The organism is Ekhidna sp., from assembly GCF_039940915.1.
Classification (GTDB): domain Bacteria; phylum Bacteroidota; class Bacteroidia; order Cytophagales; family Cyclobacteriaceae; genus Ekhidna.
This window is the reverse complement of the sequence record NZ_JBDVFO010000002.1, coordinates 468,027-487,515: the sequence shown is the minus strand read 5'-3', so window position 1 is coordinate 487,515 and position 19,489 is coordinate 468,027. Positions and strand designations below refer to the sequence as shown.

Annotated in this window: 8 protein-coding genes; 7 read left to right on the top strand and 1 reads right to left on the bottom strand. The window is 40.5% G+C overall.

The annotated features are described in order from the left end of the window. The first annotated feature begins 92 nt into the window (after window positions 1-92). The 5 genes from ABJF57_RS07375 (at window position 93) to ABJF57_RS07355 (ending at window position 16,562) form a co-directional block, all read left to right on the top strand. Window positions 93-9,692 (top strand): DUF6443 domain-containing protein, encoded by a 9,600-nt coding sequence (locus tag ABJF57_RS07375; RefSeq protein ID WP_462233847.1) that lies wholly within the window; start codon window positions 93-95, stop codon window positions 9,690-9,692. Between the two features lie 555 nt (window positions 9,693-10,247). Continuing rightward, complete coding sequence (locus ABJF57_RS07370) at window positions 10,248-14,468, top strand: hypothetical protein (protein WP_462233845.1); 4,221 nt, start codon at window positions 10,248-10,250, stop codon at window positions 14,466-14,468. A gap of 13 nt (window positions 14,469-14,481) precedes the next feature. Further along, window positions 14,482-15,714 (top strand): hypothetical protein, encoded by a 1,233-nt coding sequence (locus tag ABJF57_RS07365; protein WP_462233843.1) that lies wholly within the window; start codon window positions 14,482-14,484, stop codon window positions 15,712-15,714. A 36-nt stretch (window positions 15,715-15,750) separates the two neighbouring features. Next, window positions 15,751-16,200, top strand: a complete 450-nt coding sequence (locus ABJF57_RS07360; protein ID WP_462233841.1) for a hypothetical protein — start codon at window positions 15,751-15,753, stop codon at window positions 16,198-16,200. After that, complete coding sequence (locus tag ABJF57_RS07355) at window positions 16,200-16,562, top strand: MmcQ/YjbR family DNA-binding protein (RefSeq protein WP_462233840.1); 363 nt, start codon at window positions 16,200-16,202, stop codon at window positions 16,560-16,562. Before ABJF57_RS07360 ends, ABJF57_RS07355 begins: the two co-directional genes overlap by 1 nt. Window positions 16,563-16,564: 2 nt before the next feature. Here the strand turns inward: ABJF57_RS07355 and ABJF57_RS07350 are convergent, their stop codons facing one another. Then, the gene (locus tag ABJF57_RS07350) at window positions 16,565-17,647 is read right to left on the bottom strand and encodes an adenylate/guanylate cyclase domain-containing protein (RefSeq protein WP_462233838.1); all 1,083 of its coding nucleotides are present in this window, start codon (window positions 17,645-17,647) and stop codon (window positions 16,565-16,567) included. Between the two features lie 252 nt (window positions 17,648-17,899). Between ABJF57_RS07350 and ABJF57_RS07345 the strand changes: the two genes are divergently transcribed. Together ABJF57_RS07345 and ABJF57_RS07340 are read left to right on the top strand one after the other, a co-directional pair. After that, complete coding sequence (locus tag ABJF57_RS07345) at window positions 17,900-18,697, top strand: energy transducer TonB (protein ID WP_462233836.1); 798 nt, start codon at window positions 17,900-17,902, stop codon at window positions 18,695-18,697. Between the two features lie 132 nt (window positions 18,698-18,829). After that, complete coding sequence (locus ABJF57_RS07340) at window positions 18,830-19,450, top strand: SGNH/GDSL hydrolase family protein (RefSeq protein ID WP_462233834.1); 621 nt, start codon at window positions 18,830-18,832, stop codon at window positions 19,448-19,450. Window positions 19,451-19,489 lie beyond the last annotated feature (39 nt).

Genomic DNA, 19,489 nt, shown 5'->3' with positions numbered 1-19,489 from the left:
CAAGATAAATTGTCAATTTTATGAAGTTGAAGCATAACGACTTCTATATGACCAGCTAGCCATTTATCGTTATGTTTCATAACCTAATCAGTATGAAAAGACTCACTATCAAATTGGCAATGCTATATGCCTTGCTGTATCCAATCATATCCCATGGTCAAATCGATCGACCTTTACTAGATGAAGATTGCATTAGATGTCAAACCCCGTCAGTTTCAATTTCTGGTACTACTAGCGTAAATCTAAATAGCACTTATTCATATACTGTAAGTGCTTCTTCTGGATTACATTCATCAACCAGTTACGCTGTTTCTGGAGGAGTGATTACCTCACAAAGTAGAAATTCTGTTTCCGTAAGATGGACGTCCACCGGATCAAGATGGATTAGAGCGAATGCAGTTATTAGCGGTAGTATATATTCATCTACTAAGTATGTCAATGTTGCTGCACCTCTTTCCGGGGGATCAATTTCTGCCAGCACATCTTCAACAATATGTAGTGGAACTGATCCGGGAACAATTAACAACGCTGCGTCACCTTCGGGAGGAAGTGGTTCATTCAGCTACCAATGGCAAAAACTTTCCGAGGGTTCTGATTCGCCAATAGGAGATGGAGATGGTCCAACCTTGGAAGGTATAGGTGGTGGCTCTCTGGGGTGGTCTAATATAAGTGGAGCTACTGGGTCTAGCTACAATCCTCCAAGGTTATATAGTAATACAACCTATAGAAGAAGAGTGACTTCAGGAGGCAAAACAGCATACAGCAATGTCGTGAGTTATTCGATTCCTGCGGTAAGCGCTGGATCAATTTCATACAATGGAGGAAACATAAATGTTAGCGCGACACCCTCGAGAATTACAGGTACCAATGCCAGTGGAGGCAGTGTGAGCTATCAATGGCAGAGAAAAGTTGGAACTGCCAGTTCTTATTCAAATATTTCCGGAGCAACCAGTCGTGATTACCAGCCAGGAAGTCAGACAAAGACTACTGTCTACAGAAGAAGAGTAGTTTCTTGTGGTCAAACGAAATATTCCAGCGCCATAACGATTAGGGTCAATCTAAAGCAAGGATCTATTGCAGCGTCCACTACTACATCATTGTGTTACAACGGGAATCCTGGAACGGTGAATAACAGTAGTTCACCTTCTGGAGGCAACGGTTCTTTTGCATATCAATGGCAACAGCGCGTGTATTCCAATGGAGCATACGGTTCCTGGAACAATGTGTCAGGTGCTACTTCATCAAGCTATAACCCACCAGCGCTAACATCCAGTAGAAAATACAAAAGAAGAGTAATATCCGATGGTCAAACGAAATATTCCAACGAGATAACTTTTTCGGTAGCACCAAACCTCAATCAGGGATCCATCTCATATTCAGGTGGGAGGACATTAAATCCGGGAGGAAACCCTTCCACAATATCGGGTTCAACACCTACAGGAGGCAATGGCTCCATTGCCTATCAGTGGCAAAAGAAAACGACAGGTGGGTATTCAGATGTCAGTGGAGCGAGAAGTAAAGATTATAATCCAGGTCCACTTTCAGTGACAACAACCTTTAGAAGAAGAACTTCTTCCTGTGGTCAGACGAAATATACAAATGAGATCAAGTTTACTATAAATCTTGTTGGCGGAACAGTGACAGCTTCTTCCAATACCTCCATCTGTCCCAATACCAACCCTGATGTAATTAACAATGCATCTGCTGCTGCTGGAGCTTCTGGATTGTACAGTTATCAATGGCAATACTTATCAGAAGGTGGTTTAGAAGAAATAAACCCTCAAGGAATAGACGAAGTTAACCCTGTGACTCCTTCTGGGTTTACATGGCATAATATTTCGGGAGCTACTTCCGCTTCTTACAATCCACCAGCACTTTTAGTAAATGCCATTTATCGCAGAAAGGTTACATCCGGATCAAGTGTAGCTTACAGTAATAGCGTTGGCTATACCATTACATCTGCAGTCAATAAAGGGTCAATAAGCTATTCAGGAGGGTCAATCAATCCAGGAGCTACACCTGCTAAAATATCCGGATCTAATGCTACAGGTGGCAATGGGATCGCCTATCGTTGGCAGTGGAAAAGAGGGACTGAAAGTTCTTTTACTAATATTCCGTCCAACCTGGGATCTAGCGTGACCTCTCGCGATTATCAACCGCAGGCGTTGACCAAGAAAACGGTTTTCAGACGAAGAGTGACATCCTGTGGTCAAAATTATTACACCAATCAAATTACCATTGGGGTAAACCTTGTTGCAGGTTCAATAAGTGGTAATCAAACGATTTGCAAAGGGTCGGACCCATCCAATATTTCAAGCTCTTCCCTGGCTCAGGGTGGAAATGGAAGCTACAGTTACAAATGGGAAAAAAGAGACTATCGTCCAAGTGATGCATTGCCCTCTGAGGGAGGCGACTCGCCACTTGAAGGAGGAGGTATCGAGGCACCTGTAGGAGGTGGGGTTGAGTATACATGGTCAAGTTGGACCGAGGTTGCTTCGGGCACCAGTTACAATCCTGGACCCATCTCATTCAAAACAGAATATCGCAGAAAAGTGACTTCCAATGGGGTTACCAAATACTCCAATGTCATTACCAAAAACGTATATCCTGATGTAGACCCATCAACAATTTCGTATTCAGGAGGGTCAATCAATTCAGGAAGCACGCCCAATCAAATTTCAGGTGGGGTAGCAACAGGAGGCAGTTCGGTAAGTTATCAATGGCAAAGTAAGACAACCGGCGGTTTTACCAATATCCCTGGAGCCACAGATCGCAATTACCAGCCTGATCCATTGACATACACAACTAGTTTTCAAAGGCTAGCCTCATCAAATTGCGGAAATACGCAGGCTTCAAACAGCATAAAAATTACTGTAAATCTCAGTCCTGGGTCAATTGTTTCCGGGAATGAATTAATATGTAGGGGTTCTAATCCTGATGTTATTACCAGTACAAGCCCTGCAACGGGCGGTGTAGGAAACTATCAGTACCAATGGCAAATCTTTTCAGAACTTGGTGAAGGTGTACTGCAAGGACTGGAGGAAGATATTCAATCACCTCAAGACAATTGGATTAATCTCATAGGAGAGACTAATGAGACATTCAATCCTCCAGTGTTGAATGCTGATGCTGTTTACAGACGAAAAGTGACATCAGGAAATAAAGAAGCATTTACCGGATCGAAGACATTTACTGTATCCACACCTTTGAGTGCTGGGTCAATAAACTATACCGGAGGAGCAGTAAATGCAGGTGGGAATCCGCCCACAATCACAGGTACTTCAGCTTCAGGTGGAATTACCCCAAAATACCAGTGGCAAGAGAAAGTGGGAACAGCTACTGGTTTTACCAATATATCAGGTGCAACCAATAAAGACTATAACCCTCCATCTGGGATAGACTATACCACAACGTATCAACGTAGAGTACAATCTTGTGGAGAAACCAAGCAAACGAATCAAGTCACAATAAACGTCAATTTCAATGCAGGCAGCATCAGTGGTAATCAAACCATCTGTAGTGGTTCCGCTCCATCTACCATTTCGAATTCAACCTTAGCAAAGGGAGGAAATGGGAGCTACAGCTATAAGTGGGAAAAGCGAGATTATCGACCAAGCGATATCTTACCCAATGAAGGAGGTGATTTGCCAATCGAAGTAGGCGGAGTTTTGACCCCTATAGGTGTCAGTGATGAATACATATGGACAGACTGGGCGCAAGTAGCCTCGGGTACTAGTTACAATCCTGGTAACGTCTCATTCAAGACAGAGTACCGAAGGAAGGTGACTTCCGGTGGAGTTACTAAATATTCCAATGTTGTTACAGTTGATCTTGAAGAATTGCCAGATGCGGGTTCTATTAGCTATGTGGGTGGCACAATTAATTCGGGAGCTTCCGCCGCTCAAATAATTGGATCCGAAGTTACTTCTTCATCCAATTTTCAATACAAATGGATGAAAAGAATAACAGGAGCCTTTGTAGAAGTGCCGAATTCAAACTCACGCGACTTTTCACCTGGTGTTCTAAATTATTCAACTTCCTATGTACGAATAGTTGAGAACGATTGTGGAAGAATTGTGGAATCGAATGTGGTGAAAGTTCCGGTTAAGTTAATAGCTGGTAATGCAACCACTGCGAATTTTGATGTTTGTCATGATTGTACCAGGCCGACACTTAGTCCAGCAAATCCCGTTGGCGGAAATGGTCAATATTCATACCAGTGGCAAATGTTAGGATCAGGGCTGATTGAAGGAGGAGAACAGCCAATCGAGTCTCTGGGAGGCAACGACCAAAATCCGATACCTACAGGAGAAGTATTTGATGATATTCCTTTAGCTAAAGATGCAAGCTATACTCCAAATGACATCATTTGGATGGGTACCCGAACTTTTAGAAGAAAAGTTATCTCAGATGGACAAACTACCTATTCTGAGCCCATTGATGTGACCATTCATCAACCCATCGTTCCAGGTACCATTTCTTACAATACAGATGCTTGTCAAGGCAATAATTTGGGAACCATATCCGGTACGCTACCGACAGGAGGTAGCAATTCATATGATTATCAATGGCAGTACTATACAGGTTCTGCATGGGAAACTTTTAGCAATTCCAATAGCCGATCGTTTAATCCAAATTTTGTCATCACCGCAGATACTTTGTTTAGAAGACGTGTAAAATCCGCGGGAAGTGGCTGGAAGAAATCCAATGAGCTACTGATAGAAATATATGATGTATTAATGGGTAGTGAATTGGGCACCTTAAGTGCAACCAGTGACAAGGTATGTCCCAATTCAAAGATCGAGTTTACCTATGCACCAGGCCCCAATGTAAATACAAATAATACACGTCTGTACGGTGAGAAAGATGGTAACGAAATTGATTTTGGTAAAATAGGGACTACCAAATCGATCCATGTTATGGAAGGCTTTACGTACTATGTTCGATACACCCAACCATGTGCGTCTGAAGATTATGCGACAAACAGTGTCTCCCTTAGTTTTTATGAAAATTGCAATGTTCCACCGTCTCTGGATCAAAACTTCGTAAGAACGGAAGTGCCAAAAATCCCAGTTAAACAGGAATATGACCTAACCATACTGGATGCTACAGAAAAGTCTACATCATACACTTACTCGGATGGATTAGGAAGACCAACTATGAGCGTAGCAGTTGAAGCAGGACAGAATTTCGAGGATGTTATTCAGTTCAGTAAGTACAATGAAGAAGGACGTCAGGATATATCCTATATGCCTTATTACAATAGAGCATCAATTCCCGGGAAGTTTATTGATACGGATGATGCGATTACTCAGCAAGAGAATTTTTATAATGCGTCGACTTCCAGCTATGATGATATTAGCCATGATAGCAAGCCTTACTCAACTACTGAATGGGATAGTAGAGGTCGCGTGAAGTCAGTAATAGCTCCTGGAGAAGCATGGCACAATGGAAACAAAAGAACAGTGTATGACTATGCAGTGTTTGATCCAGCACTGACTGGCGGTGATGCAGCTAGTATTCACGCAGATGTAACCAAATGGAAGATATCTGGAGGATTACCGGTACCTGACGGAATGTATCTTGCCAAAGAGCTCTCCGTAACATCTGTAACTGGTGTGGAAGGTCATAAATCCAGGACAGTCACAGATGGAAGAGGCCTTACCATTACATCGCAGATTTATGACCAAGACCAAGATAAATGGATAGGTTCCTACAATGTATACGATAATTTTGGACGAGTTCGATTCATAGTTCCGCCACTACTTCAAGCAATCACATCACCAACCAGTGATCAAATCAAAGAACTTGCATTTGAGTATCAATACGATAGCAAAGGACGCGTGATAAGGGAACGCGCACCTGGTTCGGGCTGGGTTAGCTATGTATATGACCAATGGAATAGATTGGTTCTGAGAAGGCACCAGGCTCAATTTGTCAAGATAGGAGATGGGCCTTACCCCACAGAAGATGGTTACAAAACCTGGACGTTTTTCAAATACGATGCACTCAACCGACAAATTATGTCAGGGGAGGTTTATGATGAAGAAGAACGTAATAGGGCTGAGCTGCAAAACTTATTGGATAAAAATTTAGTTGGGGATACTCGCTATGAAACAACCAATCTTTCAAGTAGCAGAGGATATACCAAGTACAAATCATTCCCTGATCTAAATACTGATTATCAGATTTATGAAATCCATTCTGTCAACTACTTTGACAATTATGACTTTTTGGAAATAGTCAACTGGGATGCAGAAGATCATGATTATGCCTTGATTATACCGCCGGGATTTCAAAATTTTGGATGGGCACCGGAAGGGTATGAGCTCGTTACCGAAAACAAAGTCATTAAGGATCGCCGACTAGTCCTACCAGGAGGAAACCCTCCAACAGGAGATATCGAACACAATGGTAAATATGCAAAAAGACCAGGTGTAACCATCACCTTTGAAGAAGGAGTCGTTCCGGGCCCTGAATATGAAGAGATAGATGCAGCTGAACCCTATACCAATGTGATCAATCGTCCAACTGGAAGTAAGATTAAAGTTTTAGGATCCGATACCTGGCTAAATGCGGTTGTGTATTATAATGAACGAGGAAGAGCCATTCAAACGATAGCTGAAAATCACAAACGAGGTACAGATCGATTGACCAATGACCTGGATTGGAAAGGTGAGTTGCAAAAAATGCTGGTTCTGCATGAGAGCAAAAATGAGCATGGGGCATCCTCAGACAAAGTAGCATTGTTGAATGAATACGAATATGCACACAATGGACAGTTACTAAAGACCTATCAAACCATTGATGAGGATCAGAGAATACTTGTAGCGGAATATCACTACAACATACTGGGAGAACTGGTGGAGAAAAACCTGCATTCTGAAAATGAGGGGACTTCATTCCTCCAGTCCATTGATTACAGATACAACATTCGGGGCGCAATGACGCGCATCAACAATGCGGACTTGGGTGATGGAGAGGGAGATATCTTCGGTATGGAGTATTACTTCGAAACTCCGTTATCGATCAATAATAATGAAACAGAACCACGATTTGACGGCATGGTCAGCGCGATGGCCTGGAATGCAAATAATAACCCCGGTGGCGATAGTGATTTCAACAAAACGGCGATTGGGTTTTCTTATGATAAGCAAAGCAGGCTGAGATCAACAGCTTACGGAACAGGTACTTCTTACAGCGATCAAGCAAATGCCAATGCGTACACCATGAAGGTTGGCGAGCTGGATGCAAATGGTAAGTATACAGGTGGATATGATGACAATGGCAACATATTGGCGTTGAATAGAAATTCTGAGAAGGAAACAGTAGATGAGTTAACCTATCACTATTCACCCAACAGCAACAAACTTGATGGGGTGACTGATGATGCTACGAAAGAGGGGTTTGATGATTATAATGCTCCATCTGACATCAAAACCCTGGGTACTGACGAATACACTTATAATGCCATGGGCAACATGACCTATGATGTCCACAAGGAAATTGAGTTGCATTACAATCATTTGCAGTTAGTCGATAGAATTGACTTTGTTGATGGAGATAAGGTGTTGACTTCCATTATTTATACGTATGATGCAGGAAGAAATAGATTGGCTAAAGAAGTGCTAGATGCTGATAATAATTCAATAGCCAAAGTCGATTATGTTGGGGCTGTAGAATACTTGGATGATGAAATTAATCAAGTCTTTACACCAGAAGGGAGAGCCTACAAGCAAAACGGAGATTATCATCACGAGTACTTTTACACGGATCATCAAGGCAACAATCGGGTAGCTTTCGGTAACCTCCCTGAAAGAAATATATATACGGCTACTATGGAACAGTCGAGAAAGGATTATGAGAAAAGTCAGTTTAAGTTTCCAAATGATGATATAAGAAGTGAGGTAGAAAATCATACACCTTTAGGGAAAGGAAGCATTGCTTTAAATGGTACATTGTCAGGAAGACAAGTTGGACCAGCGAAGGTTTTGAGTATTTCTCCAGGAGACGAGGTTGAAATTGAAGTTTGGGCAAAGTATAAGGAAGCATTTTCTAACAGTACGGTTGCTGCAGGAATTGTCACAGCCATATCATCTGCCTTTAATTCAGCAAGCTCAGGAACTGGTTTAGAAAGTAATTCCACAGTGTTATCTGATGCATTAGCATTACCTAGTGATCACCTTTTTGCTAACAATAATTTGCCAAACAATGAAACACGTGCTTACCTGCAATACATTTTCTTTGATGCAAATTATGCTTTTAAGGAGGAAGGTACCAGTTATCAAGAAGTGACCAGCGCAAGCTTAGGAAAGTTTGCCAAGTATGAGTCGGGTGTACTTAGTTTTGATGAACCTGGGTATCTCTTTGTTTACTTGGTGAATGAAACTAACGAGAACAAAGATGTCTATTTTGATGACCTTAAGATCACACATAGCAGTACAGCTGAAAGCTTTAAAGTATCCCAGGTGAATGATTACTATCCGTTTGGTTTACCGACTTCCAACTCATGGAGATCGGAAGGATACATTGATCCTGGTCTGTTGTACCAAAGCAGCTATGCCAGCTACGATAGCTTGACAGGGTACTACGACTTCTTGAGTAGAAGTTATGATCCGGTGCTTGGAAGATTCTTTGCAGTAGATCCAGCTGGACAGTATAGTTCACCATACCTTGGTATGGGTAATGCCCCACACATGGGAATTGACCCCAATGGAGAGATATTTGGATTTATTGCAGGAGCCTTATTTGCTGCCGCAGGGCAAGCCGGAGTACAAAGTTTAAATGGTAATGGAAGTTTTTGGGATAATGTAAAAAACAATGGCTTTGTGATTGGTGGAGGCTACAGTCAAAATCAATCGTATATTTCAGCTGGAACTGCTAGCCTAGGCGCGGTATCTACCTATAATTTCCCAAATCAAGGGAGTCGGATATTTGGAGGTTTTGCTCGACCAGATAATTCAAATTACAGTTTACCAGGGCCTTATCAAGATGGAGGCCTGATAGCGGCTTATGGCTTTGATCCAAATAGCGCAATCGATTATGATTTTATGGGTGCAATGGTGGCCAGGAACACCTTTTACCCAACAATTCCACTGGAGGGTGATGGGGATGGTTTAGGAGGAGGTAGGGGTCAAGCGAGAACTGTTTGCTCTGTATGTGATCATAGTCACTGGGATTGGGGGGATGGTGGAATACCGCCTGAGCTCGAAGGTGGTACAGGTTGGGCATCTGTTGCGCAAGGATCATTAGCTACTGGAGAATTTTTCAGGAATCTAAAATCATTTCAGTTTACTGGAACCAATGCTGTCAGAGCTGGAAATATTTTAGACAACAGAAGATTTTTATACAACGGTAGAACTTTGAGTAATAGATATTATGGTAACCAACATCAAGGTGTTGCGACTATAAGACATGCAAAAAGGGCTTTCCAAAGTAGTGCCAGATTATTGAAGGGTGCAGGTAAGGCTATAGGAGCTTTGAATATAGGAATAACAGGATACCAAGTATATAATGATTTTTCAAACGGTAACTATTACGGTGGAGGAGCACGAATGGCAGTAGCTGGGGTGGCTGCTGGAGCAGCATTTATTCCTGTTGTTGGATGGGGGGTTGCTATTGGAATAGGAGTAGCTGACGCTATTTGGGGAGACAGATTCTATAATTATATTGAAAATAGATTTAGAAATTAGTTCTCATGACTATCTATAATTCACTCTTTTATCATATCTATGAATTGGCACTCAAGTCAAAAAGTAATAGAGACATGCCCATGTTTATAACTATAACGGTTATAAATCTTTGTTTTATGTTCAATGTATTCTCAATTTTTTTAGTTCTTGAAGGTTTTGGGTTGGTAGATAATTTATTTCCTAATGAATTTAGATTAGTAGTAACTCTAATATTTCTAGGAATAATTTCTGCTTATTATCTGTTGAATAACAGATATAAAAAAATACATGAATATTATAAGGAGAGACGAAAAACGGCACCAAGTACCTTCAAATCAATTTTAATAGTAGTTACATACTATTTAGTGAGTGGAGTTATTTTGTTGCTTGCCGCATTATTTAAAAATAAAGATTGGGTGTTTAATTCATTATAGTAGAATAGACATGCCTTTTATCGTAATACCCTTTATAGCGCAAGCCCTCCAGCTCAGGATGTGAAGGGGATAATGGGGGAAAGTAGAACTAAAAAATGAGTAGTAAATACACGATGAATACCACTTATAACTGATGAATGCAATGAAATTTTATATTCGACTAATCACATTAATAGCTTTTTTGGCTACAATTTCTTCGCAAGCACAGATAGCACCATCACCCGGTGCCATGAGTACCATCAACCTCAGTAATTCTGAAGATTTGTATCGCGCTCAGGTAACTGAAGGGGTTCCAATCTATACTATTGAAGCTGAAAATGGCTATCAAGTACCTGTTCAACTTACGTATCAAACTCGTGGTATTAAGGTGGATGACGTAGCTTCCTCAGTAGGTTTAGGTTGGGACTTGTTTGCAGGAGGGGCAATCACACGCGTCATGAAAGATGAGCCGGATGATCAGTCATTTTTTGTTGAAACGCCATCTGCGACTTCTGTAAGACATAGTGAATATGATAAGCAAGCAGGAAGAGATTATCAAAAAGATATTTTCTATTTTTCTTTCCCTGGAGGAGGTGGAAGTTTTGTTAGCAGTGGAAAAAAAATGAATACTAACCTTACCGAGAATAGTGATTTTTATGGACTTCCGTATACGGATGTGAACATCAAATTCTTCCGTACAAGTAGTACTAACTCATATTGGGAGCTTACGGATACTCAGGGAGTTGTTTATCGTTACGGTATGAGTCCTGAAGCGAGAGAAATCACTTCAACTGAATCTTATGAATCGGGCCAGCCCAAAGAAGACAATGCAAGATTTACCTACATATCTACATGGTACTTAGAAGAAATTCGCTTTCCAAACTTGCCTGCGACTAGCAGCATCGTATTTGACTATGAAAAAAATGACAATTATATCAACATGGTTTCAAGCTCTAAATCCATTGTCTTTGATTTAGTGGAAGATAAAACATACTGGTATTACGGAAGGCTAGAAGGCGATGAATCTTTTGCTGATTATTTTACCCTTAGAAGGCAAGATCGTTTTGCTGCTCAAAGCTTTACATATACAGTCCCAAATTATGGGAATGTTCCTGTTCCTGGATCAACAGCTGGACCTTCTATCAATAATGTTCCAGGACTTTATGACTATAAATTGTTTGAGAAAGTTTGCGTAGAAAATGCAGATCCGCAAAAGCAAGAGTGTTATCAAACATTTAATGGCGGTTCATGGACGCATGGTTCTTTTGCAGATAATTTTATTGATAATTTAGTCAATACGGGTAACACTACTGATTATACGGGAGGACCGTTTGTAACGTACAAGAAATCCCCCAATCCGCCGCACAGTGAGAAGCTCTTCATAACGTCAACAGATATCTACACTTCCAATTTGGTATCAATTAAAAGCTTAAAAGCTGACGTGATATTTAACAATCAGCCTAGGCAAAGTCGTCCTGGTTTAAGTCGTATTCAAAACATTATTATAAAAGACCATCAAAATAGAGAGGTGTTTAATTACGAACTTGGTCATGAGTACTTCGATTCTAGAGACCATCATGAAAATAACCTTGGGTTGGATGTTTCTTATACTAAACGACTAAAATTATCTTACATTAATAGAAATGGTCAATTCTACAGGTCATTTAACTACATAAATGAGTCAGATCCAAGTTATGAGCTTCCTCCTTGGGGTAGTGGCAGGAGAGACAAATACGGTTATTATAAGCGTTCAGTAAATTCTCCATACTCCCCGTACACTGTTAAATATGGTATATCAGAACCATTTGAGTTTGTTTATGATATACCAATCGATTATGGCGTCAATCGTGAGCCAAATGCGGATACGAAAGCTAATATGTTATGGAAAGTTAATTACCCTACTGGAGGATACAAAGAATTTGCTTTTGGTACAAAAGCAGGAGGAGGAGCAGCGATTACTTGGACAAAGCTAAAAGATGAAAATGATGAGGTAGTCTCACATATTTCATATAAGTATGGCAATCCACGGATAATGGAGGCAGGTTTACATGTAGTTGGTAATAGTCAGGTAACATTCTTCTCCAGTTCACCTTATCTTACTTTTGATCATCAAAGTTTAGCTGGATATGAGTTCGCTACTGTTAATGATGTTGTGGCTAAAACTTCAGTTAAATATAGATTTAGATCACCTATTGTGACAGACGAAAGCGCCAAATCCAAATGGCAATTAAATGGTAGCAGTTGGACTGATTTGAATGATAAAAAGGTGACAAAAGGAAGCTCGCCAATGATGTCACCACCAATGGTATTTGGTGTTGGTTTACCTAGATATATCGAGGCGTTTGATGCTGAAGGAAACCCTACAAACTACACGAGTTATGGGTATTCTCATGGTGATGTTGAGCAAACCATCGAAGAACATGCGTTTCTTCAATCTTCAGAAAACGGGGGACATTTTTATCAAGGCAAATCACCACTTAAGTTGAGAACTTTTAACTTGAGTAGTACACATAATATTTCTTATGAAGGTGATCATTCTACCCGAACCAGAACAACTTACTCCTATCACGATACTTTCAAAACACTGTTGGATTTCACAACTACGTATGCCGTCAATCAAAATAATGATCCAATAACGGATAGAGATGTGGTAAATACTAGAAGTACAATCTATTACCCTTCGGATGCAGATGCCATTCGTTCATTCTACGGAGAGGAATCCACCACATTGAATAAACTCGTAAATAAACACATGATTGGAATTCCCGTTGCAACCGTAAAAGAAGTGGACCTACCCAATGATGGGCACGAAGGTTACTGGGTTAACGGAGTAAGCTTCTCTAAATACACTGAGAAAGTGGTAGACGCTTCCAATAAATTTTTGTTACCGACCACACAACATCAATATATAATTACTCATCCAGAGGAAGAGTGGTATAGCGAGTTCCATTCAGAAATTATTGCAACAACTACTTACAATAATGAAGGACTTTTGGCTTCAAAAACTGGTCAGAATGAAATAGTAACGTCTTATGCATACGATGATTATGGATATATGAAAAGCATGACTGTTGATCCTGGTGTGGAAGATTTAAAAAGAACGACATCTTATACGTACTATCCCCTGGTCGGCCTGGATGCATTGACAGGACCTAATGGAAGAGTGGTTACGTATGAATACGATAATCAAAAGAGACTTCTACTCACTCGGGACAATGAAGGCAATATCCTTAAACGTTATAGATACAACTTCGTAACCCAAAGTCAGGAAGCACTTCGAGTTTCCATTGACATTTCCTCAGGGTATAATGTTGTGAATAGACCAATTAATTTATTAGCTGTGGTAAGCGGATCAGATTATGGATCAGTTTCCTATCGCTGGGGTGACGGAAGCACAAATTCTTCAAGAAGAGTGACTTACAGTACACCTGGCAACAAAACAACTTCAGTTTCTATCACCAACTTGGAGCATCCTGATGTGAAAAAATCTGCTGCTAGATCAATAGATATTCACGCTGAAATAGCAGACCTGAAGCTCAATGGTCCTATCTGGGTAGAATATTGCCCGGGTGACACCTTTGATGACGGATTTAGTGGCGGAAGTGAAGGCTCTTCAGGACCATCGGTAGATTATGGTACCCAAAACAGTTTTTTTGGAGCTGGATTTGAGGTTGGAGCCAGATGCCTCAATTATGGATATAAAGAAAGGTACATGGAGTATAGTAAAGATGGGGGTTCTACCTGGACACGATTTGCCAGCGAAGAAGGGCTGTTTGCTCAGCTTCCCCTGTCAGCATTTCACTATTCCAGTGTGGACTATACCATTTTAGTACGTGCTACCTACAAAGATAATTGCGGAGGAAAATTTGAAGATCAGAAAAGTATTGCAGTGAAAAGATGCACTTCATCTGGAAATTCAGGAGGGGGAAATGGATCTGCTTGGACGGTTGGAATCTCTCAAATGAACAGTAATTTATGTCCTTCTGGAACACCATCTTCTACGCAACTGACTGTTGCTTCAAGTGGAAATCACAATTGTTCAGATCCATCATTATCATATACATGGGAGTATAAAAAAGTAAGTGAAAGCACTTGGGACGCTTGGCCATTACTCGGCGTAGGTCCCGCATCACTTAACGTCACCAGATCTGTATTGGCAGCAGACGATCCAGACAATCCGCAAGGGTCATGGGATATTCGGGTTACCGTAACGGACGATTGCGGAGAAACGAGAACGGCGACATCTAGAGTAAACATTGTATTTGATTGCTCTTCTGGTGATGGTGGAACGGGAGGTACAGGTGGTATTGGTGACGGAGATCCAGGGAATGGAGGTTCTGGTGATGGCACCATTGATCCTGGTAATGGCGGTGGATTGAATTAATTATAATTGTACCATGCTGAAGGTTGGATGCTTGTGTCTATTTCTCGCTGTACTCCATGTCGAACTTACCGCACAAATCAAGTTTGATGTCAATGTCTCTGATAAACACCTGAAGAAATTAGAGAACTCCACGGACGCTAAATCCAAGCTCAAAAGCTACAAGGAATTTTACCGGAAAGACAGCATCAAGGCAGCCAAACTCGCCTGGAAGGAATACAAGAAAACCAATAAAGACAGTCTGAAATCCATTGGAAAATGGAAAGAGGTGAAAGCACATAAAAAGGAGCTTCTTCTTGGAAAGTACAAATTAGAAAATCCAAAAAAATACTTCGTTGACTATTCCAAATTTATAGATCCCAGAGACTCAACGGATTGGGCCATCCAGCAGCTAGCACGCAATGAGGATTTTATTCAAGTACAGAAGATCTATGAAGTATATGGGCAATATGATTCTGCATATTTAGAGCAGTTTCATCCAGACTCGGTAAAGTTAGACAGTGCAACCCTTGCCAGTAGGTTTGATATGAAAAAACGACTGGAGTCATACTTACCTCCAGAGCTTTCCAAGGAAAGCGATTTTAAAATATCAGAACAGATGAAACATGGTGCTGTTGATGAATACGGTCAGATAATGAAAATCGATCGATCCGGGGTTTCCGATTTTTTTAAAAAAATCTCACCAGAGGAATTTACAAAATCGCAGGTTGCGTTGAAGGAAGCTAAAAGAAAATACTCCACCATTCCAGATCTTTCAAGGGAAGAAGAAGGCATTAAACGGCAGTCATTGAAAGGCAAACCACTCAAAGACCGCTTATTTCTAAATGGGAATGTTACCATACAATCAACCACACCCGTTATTTTAGATTCAAACATCCAATTAGGATATAGATGGAATAAATCACTCTCCACCGGAGCAGGACTCATCATCCGAGAGCAGCTGAGCAATCGTGATTCTACTTCATTGACGGGAGATGCGCATGGCATCAGTTTATTTGCCAATTATGACATCATGAAAGGTTTTTTTCTTTACGGCGAATATCAGATTGTGAAGAATAAATCGTTGTTTCAAGAGTCCAGTAAAATCGCGAGTTGGCAATATGCTGCGCTTATGGGGGCCGGAAGAAGATTTGTCATATCTCGCAATGTAAGCCTGAGTATTTCATTGCTTTATGACTTTAATTACAAAAAGAACAAGCTTAACCAACGTCCACTTGTGCCAAGGATCGGTTACAATATTTCATTTTAATTACTTTATATAATTACCATTTTTAACTTTCCATTCATGAAAAATATACTTGCCTTCCTTTTTGTTCTGATGTCCATTACTTGTTTTTCTCAAAATCAAGACTTAAAAATGGAGAAAGGACGTTTTTTGATCAATGGAGATAGGTCCACCCTAAGGGAGTTTGTGGAAGTGATGAGGCCAAATCCGGAAGCATATGACCTTGCACTCAAAGCCAAATCAGGATATAGTGCAGGATCAGTAGTTGGATTCATCGGGGGATTTATGATAGGCTGGCCGATAGGAACAGCACTCGGAGGCGGTGATCCAAACTGGACGCTGGCTGGAGTAGGAGCGGCAGTTGTTGCAGTAGCCATACCCATCATGTCATCAGCGACAAAGAAAATGGATCAGGCATTGGATATTTATGGCAATAGTTCGTCTGCTCAGACGAGTAAGCTTGATTTGAAACTGATGCCTACTAAGGTTGGACTTGTCTACTCATTCTAATGAACATAGAAGTATTCAGAGATTATTGCCTGGCTAAGCCCGGAACCACGGAAGAAACGCCATTCGGACCAGACACATTGGTTTTTAAAGTAATGGGGAAAATGTATGCCTTGTCAGGCATAGAGGACTTTGCATTCATAAACCTCAAGTGTGATCCAGAGTACGCCATCGAATTGCGTGAAAAGTATGATGGCGCTATCAGGCCGGGCTATCACATGAATAAAAAGCAATGGAACTCAGTAGATACAGATGGCTCAGTGCCCGAAAACCTCATGAGGCAATTGATTGATGATAGCTATGATTTGATTGTAGAAAAATTGCCAAAGAAGATCAAAGAAGAACTGAGTAAATTATCCCAATAACGCTAGTTAACAGCCAGATCACTCACTGCGTATATTTTCAAATTCTTGCTTTTGCCTTTTAGTTGAATATTACCCATCAATTCGTATTCATTGTCTGTGATTTCACTTAGTGCGCTTTCCAGGCTTTCAGAAATAAGTACTTTTCTATTGAATTCATTGCAGCAAGCTTGTATTCTGGCTGCTGTATTAAGCACATCTCCATGATAGGCGATTTCCCTCTTAATTTCACCGACCTCAGCTACCATTACATTCCCCATTTCCAACCCTGCCTTGAACTGAGGCACCAGGCCAAACTTTGATTCATAGTGACTCCTACGCCGCTCCAATAAGTCTCTGTAGCTATAATAGAATCTAATGCAATTCAAATCAGCTAGTCCTTCATCAATGGACCAGCTCAATACAATTTCATCTCCAACATATTGATAGATGTGCGCCTTATGAGCAATTACAAGATCAGAAACATCTAGAAAACATTCCTGTATGAGCTGACTGTATTTATTGTGGCCGAGTTGTTCTGCAATAGTCGTTGAACTTTTTAGATCGAGAAACATAAAAATTCTACGATCTTCTTTTGGATGATAAAATTCTCCTCTAAGCATTCTCCACAAATTGCCTGGGCCAAATTTCTTACCAACTTCGCGAAAGAAGTCAATGAGAAACCCTACTAGAAAAATGTAGACCGTAAGAAGAATCATCTGTTTTGAAAAAATGAAATCTTGATAGAACAACCAATCAAATTCTATATTGGCAATTCTAGAGAAGGTTTTAAAAGCAAGTGTGACAAGTATTGCTATAGATACTAGATAACTTATCGAACCGATAAGCATTGTTTTTCCAAATGAGACACGTTTGTAGATGTACTTTTCAAATAAATACTCCAAACTTCCAAATAGAAACCCCGCAATCACGCCAAGCGCTAGGTGAAATCTAATTTGTTGAATAAAAGTTAACGGTTTAAATTCATTTGGTCTGATTATCTGTTGCCCAAACTCCCGCATAAGTGTCCAAAAGGCAAAGGCTAACGTCCACAGTATAAACTGACGGATCAAAGCCTTCAAGTAATTGGATTTGATAGATAATTTCAAAATCGAAGATGTTTAGTTAGTGCTAACGAAAACGTATCATTTTCGGATTAAAATTAGACTTCTTTGGTGATTCAATCCTCTAGCTGGAGAAAGGCTTTAACCTCATCTTGCTTTTCAGAGAGTCCCCAAGGAAGGTAAAAGAATTGAACAACTCTATATTTTTTGATTTTTATCAACTCCACCATTGGTATAAGTCATAATAAAACCCCTTGATAATCAATAGGTTTACTACACTCCATAAACCTCATTGATATGAAAAAATCAAAAAATGCAGAGTTAGCGAGCCTCCATCAGGAAACCATTCACGAACTCTCTAAAGCGAACAAGAGAATTGTCAGGCAAAATAAAAACCTCACTTTATGCGAAAGCCTGATAGAGATCAAAAAAGAACGTAAAAGAAGGGAGCTTGCCTTACGTCCACTACTGTTAAATGTCGGGATGGTTTTAAGCTTATTATTCGCAATTCTTGCGATCAATTGGAAATCTTACAATGATGGAGAGCTTATAGATCTAGGAAGGGTAGTGGTAGGTCTTAACGAAGTTGTAGAAATACCTACCAGTAAACAACCGCCACCGCCACCTCCAAAGCAAGAAATTTTTCAAATTGAAGAAGTGAAGGATACAGAAATAATCGAAGACATAAATGTTGATCTAGATGTTGAGGTAACCGAAAATGAAGCTGTGGAAGAAGTTGAGGTATCCATGGAGGTGGAAGAGGAGCAAGTTGAAGAGGTTTTTGTAATAGTTGAACAAGAGCCAATGCCACAAGGAGGATTCGAAGCATTCTATGCCTATTTAGCAGATGAGTTGAGGTATCCCGCACAAGCCCTAAGACTGGATATTTCAGGATCTGTCTTTGTTCAATTCATCATTGAAAAAGATGGTAGAATTACTGGAGTTCAATTGGTGAAAGGAATCGGGGCAGGATGTGACGAGGAAGCGCTCCGAGTTATCAAATCTGCACCTCCATGGGTTCCAGGCAAACAAAGAGGTGTTGCAGTACGCGTAAAAAAGATTATTCCCGTCCGATTTGTGATAGGCAAAAGGTGAATGTAGTTGGGCTTTTGAAAGTGATTTTACAATCAAAAAGCTGTATTTTGCATAAAATCCCTAACCATGCGTTTTCTTATCCTTTTATCCTTTTTTATTTTCACCGCTTGTTCAACCAAAAAACCTGATTCTATGCCCCAAGATGGATTTGTTCATTTGGCACTTGGTGATTCGTACACGATTGGAGAGGCAGTGAATGTAGATGAAAGGTGGCCAGTGCAATTAGCGCATCGTTTGCGGAAAGACTCCGTCAAAATTGACCCGGTCATTGTTGCAACAACGGGATGGACCACAGATGAACTTCAAACAGGAATAATAAAGTCGGATGTAGAGGGAACATATGACTTAGTAACCCTTCTCATTGGTGTAAATAACCAGTATCGAGGATACCCAATCGATCAATACGAACGCGAATTCAAAAAACTACTGGATCAAGCGATACAATTTGCTGATGGTAACCCATACCATGTTATGGTGATTTCGATTCCTGATTATGGAGTTACTCCATTTGCCAAAAAGAAATTATTGGACGAGGAAAAAATAGCCAGCGAGCTAGATAATTATAATGCCATTGCTGAAAAAATAGCAAAGCTTAGAGACGTTAAATTCATCGATATCACGCCTGGCTCAAGGCAGGCAAAAGATGACCCTTCTTTAGTAGCATCAGACGGGTTGCACCCATCTGGTAAAATGTACAAAATGTGGGTCGATGAGATGTATGAGCATGTGTTTAACAACCTTTCGTCCAGATAAATCTACTAAAAATTCAATTTCGTCGTTGATTCATCAGTA